This window comes from Microcystis sp. M061S2 (assembly GCF_020245605.1).
Lineage (GTDB): Bacteria > Cyanobacteriota > Cyanobacteriia > Cyanobacteriales > Microcystaceae > Microcystis.
This window is the reverse complement of record NZ_JADBUP010000095.1, coordinates 1-9851: the sequence shown is the minus strand read 5'-3', so window position 1 is coordinate 9851 and position 9851 is coordinate 1. Positions and strand designations below refer to the sequence as shown.

Here is a 9851-nt window from a genome sequence, read left to right as displayed (position 1 = left end):
CCGCCACCGCAGCCCTGTTAATTTTTGCGTTAATCTTCTCTGTGGTTTGATTGCTTACTGTCACCAGCCGAAAAAACCCTCCTTGAAGATGGAATGGGCTTTACCCCCCGCTGCTTAACCCGAACTGGGGTTAGTATTACTTCCGATTTTATTACTCAATCCCCACCGGGAAGGATTCTACTGGTTAATATTAAGTAGCTGGTTATAATTAAATTAAAAATGGATTTTGCCTTTAATCCCCCCTTGATAAGGGGGGTGCCGATAGGCGGGGGGATCCCCCCTTAATCCCCCCTTAATAAGGGGGGCATCTGATAATTTTTAACGCCTACCTACTTACTATCACTTATTGACTAAAAATGAAGATTTTACTGCTAACGGTTGACAATTGACCATCGCTTCCGAAGAGAAGCAATTAAGCTCACTGGTGTGTCGGAAGATTAGAGATTGTGCCAAAATGGAGAAAGTGACCCAATGATTACAGGTAAATTGTTAAAGAAAGGATCGAGTAACCGTGACTGATACGAACTTAGATATACTATCCCTGACCGATCCAGCGATCGCAGGGATTCTGCAAAAAGAACTGCAACGTCAAAGAGATCACCTAGAATTAATCGCTAGTGAAAACTTTACCTCCGCTGCCGTCATGGCCGCCCAGGGTTCGGTTTTAACCAACAAATACGCGGAAGGACTGCCCAAAAAACGCTACTATGGCGGTTGCGAATACGTTGATGAAGCGGAACAATTAGCGATCGATCGGGTTAAACGACTATTTGGGGCAAACCACGCTAACGTACAACCCCACTCCGGCGCCCAAGCTAATTTCGCCGTTTTCCTGACCCTATTGCAGCCAGGCGATACGATTATGGGCATGGATCTCTCCCACGGTGGTCATCTTACCCACGGTTCCCCCGTTAACGTTTCCGGAAAATGGTTCCGAGTAGTACAGTACGGAGTAAGTCCCGAAAGCGAACGCCTGGACTACGATCTCATCCTTGACATCGCCCGCAAAGAAAAACCAAAACTAATTATCTGCGGTTATTCTGCCTACTCGCGCCAGATTGATTTCGAGAAATTCCGCGCCATCGCTGACGAAGTGGGGGCCTACTTGATGGCAGATATCGCCCATATTGCCGGTTTAGTGGCCACTGGTCATCATCCTAACCCCCTACCCCACTGTGATGTGGTAACTACCACCACTCACAAAACCCTGCGCGGTCCTAGGGGGGGTTTAATTATGACCAAAGACGAGGAATTAGGCAAAAAATTCGATAAATCCGTCTTCCCCGGTACCCAAGGCGGACCCCTAGAACACGTGATTGCAGCGAAAGCGGTGGCTTTTGGGGAAGCATTGAAACCGGAGTTTAAAATCTATTCGGGCCAAGTAATCGCTAATGCCCAAGCTTTGGCCGGTCAGTTGAAGGCTAGAGGGATTAAAATTGTCACTGATGGTACGGATAATCACTTGATGTTACTCGATTTGAGATCCGTGGGCATGACCGGAAAAGAAGCCGATCGCTTGGTGAGTACCATTAATATTACCGCTAATAAAAACACTGTTCCCTTCGATCCCGAGTCTCCCTTTGTCACCAGTGGTCTGCGCTTGGGTTCCCCGGCTATGACCACCAGAGGACTAGGAGAAACGGAATTTATCGAGATTGGCAACATTATCGCCGATCTTCTCCTTAATCCAGGTGATGAAGCCCTGAGAACTGCTTGCCGTCAACGGGTAGCCAAACTCTGTGAAAGCTTCCCCCTCTATCCCCATCTCCATATTTCTGTCCCCGCCTTGGCCTAAAAAGAGAGATAATAAAAATTCATAATTGGCGATTGCCTGTCAGTGGCCAATTGTGAATTAAATCGCCCCCCAATTCCCATGTCCGGAGATTTATACTATCTAATTGCTTTTCTGATCGCCCATACAGTGGTACTTTGGAGTACCCCCCTCGTCAGAACCGTCGGACTGAAAAGCGGTTACGTCGATAGACCCAACGAAAGGAAGGTCCATGAAAAGCCTATGGTTCGACTGGGGGGAGTTTCGATTTTTGTCGGCGCTTTAACTGCCCTCCTGATCGTTTGGTGGTTGGGAGGGTTTGCTGGTTTAAACAGCGATCGAGAATGGGAAGTGTGGGGCGTAACCCTAGGCGGTTTGGGCTTTTTTCTCATCGGTCTAGCGGATGATCTTTTTAATCTTTCCCCCCTCATTCGTCTGCTAATGCAGTTTAGCGTCGCTTTTCTAGCTTGGCAAGCCGGGGTAAGGATCGATTTCCTCTCTATTCCCTTCGGCGATTTATTACAAATTCATTGGCTAAGTTTACCGGTTACTCTCCTCTGGTTAGTGGGGATGGCTAACGCGATTAACTGGATTGACGGTTTAGATGGATTAGCGGCGGGAGTTTCGGGTATATCTGCCGTGGTGATTTTGATTGTAACTTTGGTAATGGGACAACCGGCCGCCGCTATTATCGCCGCTGCTTTAGCGGGTGGGGCCTTGGGTTTTCTGCGTTACAATTTTAACCCCGCCCAAATTTTTATGGGGGATGGTGGGGCCTATTTTATGGGTTTTACCCTCGCGGGTGTGGCGGTGATTGGATTGGCTAAAACCACTGCTGTGACTACTGTTGCCGTTACCGCCGTCCTATTGCCCTATCTCATCCTCGCGGTTCCTCTCCTCGATATGTCCACGGTGATTATTTCCCGTCTCAAACGCGGAAAATCCCCTTTTGTGGCTGATAAACGTCATTTACACCATCGTTTACTGAAAGCGGGTATCTCTCACCGTCTGACAGTATTATTTATCTACGCCCTAACTCTCTGGGTGGGCAGTTTAGCCCTCGGTTTCTCCAATGTTCCCAGTGGTTGGGGTTTTGCCTTTGGTGCGACTCTCCTCCTCGGTTACGTCGGTTGGCAAGTCTGGCGCAATCGTGGCAGTGAACCGTAAGCCATCTTAAAGTCGTCAGCTATCAGCTTTTTTCTGCGGATATCCCTTCGGCATCCAGTTTGTCACTATGAGAGGGCAAGCAATGATGAATTTTTATCTTCATAAAATAATTTGATTGTACTGAACTCTCGACGCAGTAAATTTTCAACTTGTAAAGTAGAACAGTTTCCTAGTCTCAACCAGATGACTTTGGGAGGATTCCCAAACACTAAACTTAGATCGTGCATATCAGCATCTTTCGAGACAATCATCAAATCATTATCTTTGGCATAATTCCAAACTATCGGGTCTATTGTTGCTTTCATTCCTACATCTCGAACATGAAGCGAGTCTGGAAAAATATCGCTCAAACGGGTGGATAATTTAGGGGATAAGTTTTCATCAAATAGTAATTTCATGCTGATCAAGTCGAAATCATTAACCGACGTTCACGATCAGCCGCATAGGCAATACAAGCCTTTAAATCTTCTCGCGTTAGGTCGGGAAAATCATCAAGAATTTCTTCTTCTGTCATTTCCGAAGCTAGGTATTCAAGCACTTCATAAACTGTGATTCGCAAGCCACGTACACAAGGCTTACCACCACGTTTATTGGGTTCAATTGTGATATAATCTCTGTAATTCATGATGTGACGAGGGCATTTTTATTAATTTTATGATACCATTTATTTCTGCTAAAAACAGTAGTTTTGGAAAGACTCAAGCCCGAATCACAGTAATTTTACGCTGATTTTCCGTCACCACAACTTCAGTGGATAACCTTTCTTCCATTGGTAAAGCATTTTTGCGCCTATCAAAGATAAATAACCAACCAAAATCTAAACCTAAACGCCCTAAATAAGACTCTAATTGTTCAATACCATCAGCTTGCGGATCGCGTTTTTTATCCCGCCATACTTTTAATTCAATCCCTAAAATAACATCTTTATAACGCAAACATAAATCCATTCTGTCACTACCAATTGCATATTCCCTTTCTAAAACTCCTCCACCATTAACCACACGATGTAAAAAAGCCATTAATACAATATGGGGTGCAATTTCATGATAAGCAGCACTACTTAATAATGGTTCGACCTGTTGTCGCCAAAACTTGAGAAATGCTGTTAATAAAGCATCTATATTTAATTCACCTTTTGCTGTCAACCAACTAGGACTAATTAAAGGTAAACTGTCCTGAGTTCCTTGAACCAAAACGCGGGGAATTACTTCACGATATATGGGGTTAGAAATAACTAATCCCCCCATCGGATCACGTCGTAATAATCCTAAATCTATTAAATATTGCCTATCATCTGCTAGGGTATCAGGCAAGGTTTGCCCTGCTAAAATTGGTTCAATAATGTTTTTAACTCGTTTTTCCCTGAGTTTTTCCGCTAAACTATCTAAATGAGTATCTTGACGAGCAATTAATATTTCTTTGGCTGTTAAAATATGTTCTTTGGTAATAGTAATACTTCTATCTTTTACCATTTTTTCCACAATTTCTTTAGCTAAAGCGTTGACTAACCAAGGTTGTCCTTGGGTTAAATCAAACGCTGTTTCTATAGCTTCTGGTGTAAAAATTTGTCCAGTTGCTGCTGTATGTTGTTGATATAATTCTCCCACTTCTGCAAGATTAAAATTTCGCATAGTCAGAGAAGCAACTTTGATATTAAAAGGACTAGAAGTATTTAATCTGTAACTACCACCAGATGCTACTTTATAATCTCTCACATCTCGTAAACCAATTAATCCTACGGAGGTCGGGAAATTTTCTGGACGGTTAGGAAAACCATCTCTTAACTGTCGTAAAACCGATATTAATGTTTGGTCTTGTAAAGAATCAATTTCATCTATAAATAATACTAAAGGGCGGTTTAAGGATGTTGCCCAATCTGATAAAAAAGCCTTAATTCTGCTTCCTGGTTGTTCCTGTTGCCATTGTTTAGCAGCTGGTTGCAATTCTTTGGGTAAACGGATATTTATTGTATCATACCATGCCCCTAAAATTGCCAATTCTGCGGCAGTAGGATCATGATTAAATGCACTTCCTACTTCCACTGATACCATGACTGCGGCATAATTTCCGGTGTCGGTAAGTTGTTTTGCTAGGGCTAACATGGCGGTGGTTTTCCCTGTTTGTCGTGGTGCGTGTAGGACAAAGTAACTTTCTTGTTTAATTAAATCCTCTAGATCTGGTAATCGTACTGTGGGAGATAGCATATAGTGGACATCGTCTTTACAGGGACCGGCAATATTAAACCAGCGAGTCATAGAATTTTATTATTTAGTGGACATTTTAATTTTAGATGATTTTGGTGGGGTTTGTGATGGCAGGAAGGAAGAGGTGATGATCGGCAATAATTTGTTATGCTTGATTATGATCAATTATTGTTATATAAGGGAATAATACGCTGATTTTATGTTTGCTAAATCAGATATGGGCTGTTCAGCAACAAAGTGATATTTAATATACAAGACTCTGATTGTTGATAGCTTACTGGTATAATGTTGGAGCGCACTGATATTGTTAACTTCCATGACCATCGTTACCGAACCCCGATCAAACGATGGTGACAGGAGATCAGTTAATGATCAAAATTGAAAATCTTAAGCTAATTGCTAAAAATTATGGCCGCTGAAATTATTTGTGTAGGAACGGAATTATTATTAGGGGATATAGTTAATACTAACGCCCAATATTTAGCCCTAGAATTGGCAAAATTAGGCATTCCCCATTATTATCAAACGGTGGTGGGGGATAATGTAGAAAGACTGAAAAAAGCGATCGCTATTGCCCGAGAACGTTCCTCAATTTTAATTTTTACCGGCGGACTGGGACCGACTCCCGACGATTTAACCACAGAAACAATCGCCGATTTTTTCCAAACGCCCCTCAGAGAAGATCAGGAGATTTTAGCGGAAATCGAGGCTAAATTTACGAGTTTAGGACGAGAAATGCCTCCTAGTAACAGTAAACAGGCTTTAATACCCGTGGGAGCCGATTTTTTGCCAAATCCGACGGGAACCGCCCCCGGCATGATCTGGCAACCAGAGGCTAACGTAACTATTCTCACTTTCCCCGGAGTACCCTCAGAAATGAAGAGAATGTGGGTAGAAACGGCGATTCCTTACCTAGAAAGTCAAGGATGGGGCAAAGAGAGGATTTATAGTCGTTCCCTCAAATTTCGCGGTATCGGTGAGTCAGCTTTAGCGGAAAAAGTTGTCCATTTATTTGACCTGACTAATCCCACCGTTGCCCCCTATGCTGGTTTAGGCGAAGTGCGTTTGCGAATTGCGACCAAAGCCCCTTCTTTAGAGGCTGCTTTGCAGATAATTGAACCGGTAGCGACGGAAATTAAGGAAATCGCCGGATTAGATTATTTTGGGGCTGATGATGATACTTTACCCGCAGTGGTGGGGGAACTGTTGCGGCGACAAAAACAAACTTTGAGTGTGGCAGAATCCTGTACCGGAGGGGGATTAGGAGAAATTATCACCCAAATCGCCGGCAGTTCCGATTATTTTTGGGGTGGGGTTATTTCCTACGATAATCGGGTAAAAGTTGCCCTCTTAGACGTAAATGAGCGGGATTTAAATAATGTCGGGGCTGTCAGTGCCATTGTTGCCCAACAGATGGCCTTAGGAGTGCAAAAACGCCTCGCTACGGATTGGGGGATCAGTATCACGGGTATTGCCGGACCAGGAGGAGGCAGCGAGACAAAACCCGTGGGTCTAGTTTATATCGGTTTAGCCGATCCTCAGGGAAATGTTACCGTATCAGAGCATCGTTTCGGAGAAAATCGAGATCGCTTGACTATTCGCCAGATTAGTGCTTATACCGCTCTTGATCGCCTACGCAGGAATTTATTAATAATATCTTAAAAAAGAATTGCCAAGAATATATACTCAGACTAAGAACTTATGTTAAGCTTAATATAAATACAAGATATAGATTCCCCCGTTCGTCAGATTGAACAGCCAAACGATGAAAATTAGTTAAAATTCTCTAGAATCAAGCTGTTGCGGGGATCAATCGACGAAAACTCATAGCTAGTATCTCAAAGGAGCCATTTGGTCAATGGACTATTTAGATGAAGTGATAGACAAGTTGAGAGAATGGGCGCGCAAACTGATTGAGAGTGTTTTTGGTCCGGAACCCGAACCCGAACCCGAACTGATCCCGATCCCCGTGCGCGATCACAGTCGATAAAGCCACCGGTAAAACAGAATATTGCGATAATATCAGTGCAAACTTACTATGAGTCTGCACTTGATTTTTGGCTGAAGCCAAGTTTAGCTTAATTTGGTGACAATTTGATTGTTTAGTAACAATTCTTGACTGAGTAAATCTTCCACATTAATCCGCAGAAAACACTGATCATCAATCCAGAACTGCACTTTAATGCGATCTTTGCCGGGGAAACCTAAAGGAGCGAGTTTAGCGATCGATCGGGCTCCCTCGCGATCATTTAAGGGTTGGACGCTAGTTTCTCCATTACCGAGGGAACGAGTAATTAATTTATCACCATCAAAATAGACCTCCATTGCCCCCCTTTCTGTGCCTAATTCGCCGATAATTAATTCAATGCTAGGTTGATTGTCTACGGAAGCACCTAGGACTAATTCCACGGGTTTTTCCATAGGATAGGGTTGTCCGGAGTTAATAATCGGATGCCAAGCGTGGGCATTTTTGCGACGATTCCAGTAACGAATCCCGTAGCTATGATAAAGAAAATCTTTGACTTGATAACCTTGGGCTAATTGTAACGCTCCCAAAGCGATCGCTTCAAAGGGTCGATCCTCTTTAATTTTACTACTATCAAAATACTGTCGCACCCAATCTTTTACCGCCGGAATTTGTACGGTTCCCCCAACTAATAACACCGCATCGATATCGCTAACTTCAATTCCATTGCGTCTTCCCTGTTGCAAAACTCCCGTCATTAAATCATCTAATTGATTAAAAAAGTTTTGTTGTTGGAGAATATCGGTCAATTGTTCTCGATCCAAGCTTAACTCGTAACTCTCGAAATTTTCCTCATCAAAATATACCTCCGCGGCGGTTAATTGGGAAGAAAGTTTAATTTTTAATCTTTCTGCTAGACGAGTAGTCAGGGAAGTTTTCGCTAAAGATTGCTTTTGGGCAAAATAATCGACAATCCAATCGTCGATATCTGACCCCCCTAAATTTGTCCCCGCCTTGGCTAAAACTCTGGCTAGTTTAGTTTTTTGGGCGGAATTATTGCCTAAAAGTTTTTCTCCCCACTTGAGAATAAAACCTTGATTTTTTTGAGGATTATCTAAATCTAATTGTACCAAAGAAAGATCGAGGGTGCCACCGCCAAAATCTACCACTAAAATCACTTGATCCCCAGTGGTTCCATAACCCAAAGCGGCGGCCGTGGGTTCATCAATTAGTCGAATTTGTTCGATTTCCCATCCCTGACAAACATTGCTTAACCAATTGCGGTAACTTTCAAAACTATCGACGGGGACGGTTAAAACTAGAGATTGGGGGGTTTCTGGGGTGGTGTTTTTTAAGTGGTCGATGATGCTATCGAGAAACCATTGGCCAACCCCCTCGAAACTGAGGACAGTTTCCTCTAATTCTGGTAAAAATCCTTGAATTTTTGCGCCGATACCTCGTTTAAAGCGACGAAAAAAACGCGGATCTCGATCGATATCTAAACCCTGATCGCGCACTGCTTGACCGGCAATTACTTGCAGGGGATTGGCTGATTTAATATAGAGTAAACTGGGAATTAGGGGGGGATTGTCGGCTATTTGTTGGGATAACTCCGATAATTTGACGGTTTCGGCCCTATTTGTCGCCCCATTCCAACGAGTAATGACGGTATTACTGGTTCCGAAATCAATAGCGTAGAACACGATCGATGGTTTTTAGGTAAATTTAGTTAATTATTCGCTATTATAACCTGTTATTTATTGAACCCGCCCGATCGAGGTGGAAACTTCCCCAAAAAATAGAGAATTTGGTCAGCGCAAGCTCAAGAAGTCTGAGCAAAAACTTGACAAATAATCTTTAATAGTATATATGAGTTGCACCTGATCAAAGGATTATGTTAGCAGTTACTACCTCACCCGAAACCCTCTCCTTAGAAATTCCTAGAGCGATCGCTCTCTCTATCACCCTTGAACAGTTTGAAGCCCTTGCTGTGGTCAACCGGGACTTAAAATTAGAACGTACAGCCCAAGGAGAATTAATCGTGAATCCCCCGACAGGTGGCGAATCAGGACAGCGAAATTTTCGTATAACAGGACAATTGTTTCGCTGGTGCGAAGAAAATGAAGCTTTAGGAGTCGGGTTTGACTCTTCCACTGGATTTATACTACCAAATGGGGCGATTCGTTCTCCCGATCTATCTTGGGTGAGTCGAGAACGCTGGGAATCTTTAACCCCTAAGCAGAAAAAAGGATTTATTCCCCTCTGTCCCGATTTTGTGGTGGAATTGCGGTCTGAATCCGATAGTCTTGACAAATTACAGAAAAAACTGCTCGAATATAGGGAAAATGGCGCAAGGTTAGGCTGGTTAATCGATCCCCAGAATCGGCAGGTTGAAATTTATCGTCAGGGAAAGGAGGTAGAAATATTAGAAAATCCCACTGATTTATCGGGTGAAGATGTTTTACCCAATTTTAGCTTAAATTTAAAGCTCTGATGTTTTCAGGAGTAATCCTGCGATATTAGACTTTTGGCAGAAGTCAGGCAAGGGGCAAGCTAAATTGGCTTACCAAATCAAAGTAAGATTTAAACTAAATTCTGGCAGAATACTTTCCCCCGATAAACTCTCTGGATTAGTTAAAATTTCTACTGCCTGTCCTTGACGATAAATTTCTACTTCTCTAGTTTTTCTATTGATTAACCAACCTAAACGAGTCCCATTATCTAAATATTCCTGCATTTTTTT

The 9851-nt window shown here is 42.9% G+C and carries 10 protein-coding genes and 1 pseudogene; 6 read left to right on the top strand and 5 right to left on the bottom strand.

The genetic code is table 11. The features are described 5' to 3' along the window. The 3 genes and pseudogenes from IM475_RS23010 to IM475_RS16425 form a co-directional block, all read left to right on the top strand. Positions 1–118: pseudogene (locus tag IM475_RS23010) on the top strand (IS982 family transposase); the annotation flags it as partial. 393 nt (positions 119–511) lie between these two features. After that, a complete protein-coding gene (gene glyA / locus IM475_RS16430; RefSeq protein WP_287728301.1) occupies positions 512–1795 on the top strand; it encodes a serine hydroxymethyltransferase in 1284 nt (427 codons plus the stop codon). Positions 1796–1873: 78 nt separating this feature from the next. Then, positions 1874–2938 carry a glycosyltransferase family 4 protein gene (locus IM475_RS16425; protein WP_287728298.1) on the top strand — a complete coding sequence of 355 codons (1065 nt, stop codon included), beginning with the start codon at positions 1874–1876 and terminating at the stop codon, positions 2936–2938. A 65-nt stretch (positions 2939–3003) separates the two neighbouring features. Here the strand turns inward: IM475_RS16425 and IM475_RS16420 are convergent, their stop codons facing one another. From IM475_RS16420 to IM475_RS16410, 3 genes are all read right to left on the bottom strand, one after another. Continuing rightward, the gene (locus IM475_RS16420; protein WP_004163946.1) at positions 3004–3336 is read right to left on the bottom strand and encodes a DUF5615 family PIN-like protein; all 333 of its coding nucleotides are present in this window, start codon (positions 3334–3336) and stop codon (positions 3004–3006) included. Between the two features lie 5 nt (positions 3337–3341). After that, positions 3342–3563, bottom strand: coding sequence for a DUF433 domain-containing protein (locus IM475_RS16415; protein ID WP_287675005.1), 222 nt, complete (start codon positions 3561–3563; stop codon positions 3342–3344). A 73-nt stretch (positions 3564–3636) separates the two neighbouring features. Beyond that, positions 3637–5193, bottom strand: a complete 1557-nt coding sequence (locus IM475_RS16410; RefSeq protein ID WP_287728295.1) for an AAA-like domain-containing protein — start codon at positions 5191–5193, stop codon at positions 3637–3639. 357 nt (positions 5194–5550) lie between these two features. Here IM475_RS16410 and IM475_RS16405 point away from each other — a divergent pair, with 357 nt between their 5' ends. Continuing rightward, positions 5551–6804, top strand: coding sequence for a competence/damage-inducible protein A (locus IM475_RS16405; RefSeq protein ID WP_287728294.1), 1254 nt, complete (start codon positions 5551–5553; stop codon positions 6802–6804). Positions 6805–7000: 196 nt separating this feature from the next. Continuing rightward, positions 7001–7132, top strand: coding sequence for a hypothetical protein (locus IM475_RS16400; RefSeq protein ID WP_002757361.1), 132 nt, complete (start codon positions 7001–7003; stop codon positions 7130–7132). A gap of 83 nt (positions 7133–7215) precedes the next feature. On the opposite strand, the gene IM475_RS16395 is transcribed toward IM475_RS16400, so the two are convergent. After that, a complete protein-coding gene (locus tag IM475_RS16395; RefSeq protein WP_287728291.1) occupies positions 7216–8811 on the bottom strand; it encodes an Hsp70 family protein in 1596 nt (531 codons plus the stop codon). Positions 8812–9002: 191 nt separating this feature from the next. Here IM475_RS16395 and IM475_RS16390 point away from each other — a divergent pair, with 191 nt between their 5' ends. Continuing rightward, positions 9003–9602 (top strand): Uma2 family endonuclease, encoded by a 600-nt coding sequence (locus IM475_RS16390; protein WP_287728289.1) that lies wholly within the window; start codon positions 9003–9005, stop codon positions 9600–9602. Positions 9603–9671: 69 nt separating this feature from the next. On the opposite strand, the gene IM475_RS16385 is transcribed toward IM475_RS16390, so the two are convergent. Then, positions 9672–9851: Uma2 family endonuclease (locus IM475_RS16385; RefSeq protein WP_287728286.1), on the bottom strand; the 180-nt coding region annotated here is incomplete at its 5' end.

What these genes read in the sequence shown, in the direction of transcription:
- IM475_RS16425 (WP_287728298.1), top strand. Translation starts at nt 1,874, where the DNA reads ATGTCCGGAGATTTATACTATCTAATTGCTTTTCTGATCGCCCATACA.
- IM475_RS16420 (WP_004163946.1), bottom strand. Translation starts at nt 3,336, where the DNA reads ATGAAATTACTATTTGATGAAAACTTATCCCCTAAATTATCCACCCGT.
- IM475_RS16415 (WP_287675005.1), bottom strand. Translation starts at nt 3,563, where the DNA reads ATGAATTACAGAGATTATATCACAATTGAACCCAATAAACGTGGTGGT.
- IM475_RS16410 (WP_287728295.1), bottom strand. Translation starts at nt 5,193, where the DNA reads ATGACTCGCTGGTTTAATATTGCCGGTCCCTGTAAAGACGATGTCCAC.
- IM475_RS16405 (WP_287728294.1), top strand. Translation starts at nt 5,551, where the DNA reads ATGGCCGCTGAAATTATTTGTGTAGGAACGGAATTATTATTAGGGGAT.
- IM475_RS16400 (WP_002757361.1), top strand. Translation starts at nt 7,001, where the DNA reads ATGGACTATTTAGATGAAGTGATAGACAAGTTGAGAGAATGGGCGCGC.
- IM475_RS16390 (WP_287728289.1), top strand. Translation starts at nt 9,003, where the DNA reads ATGTTAGCAGTTACTACCTCACCCGAAACCCTCTCCTTAGAAATTCCT.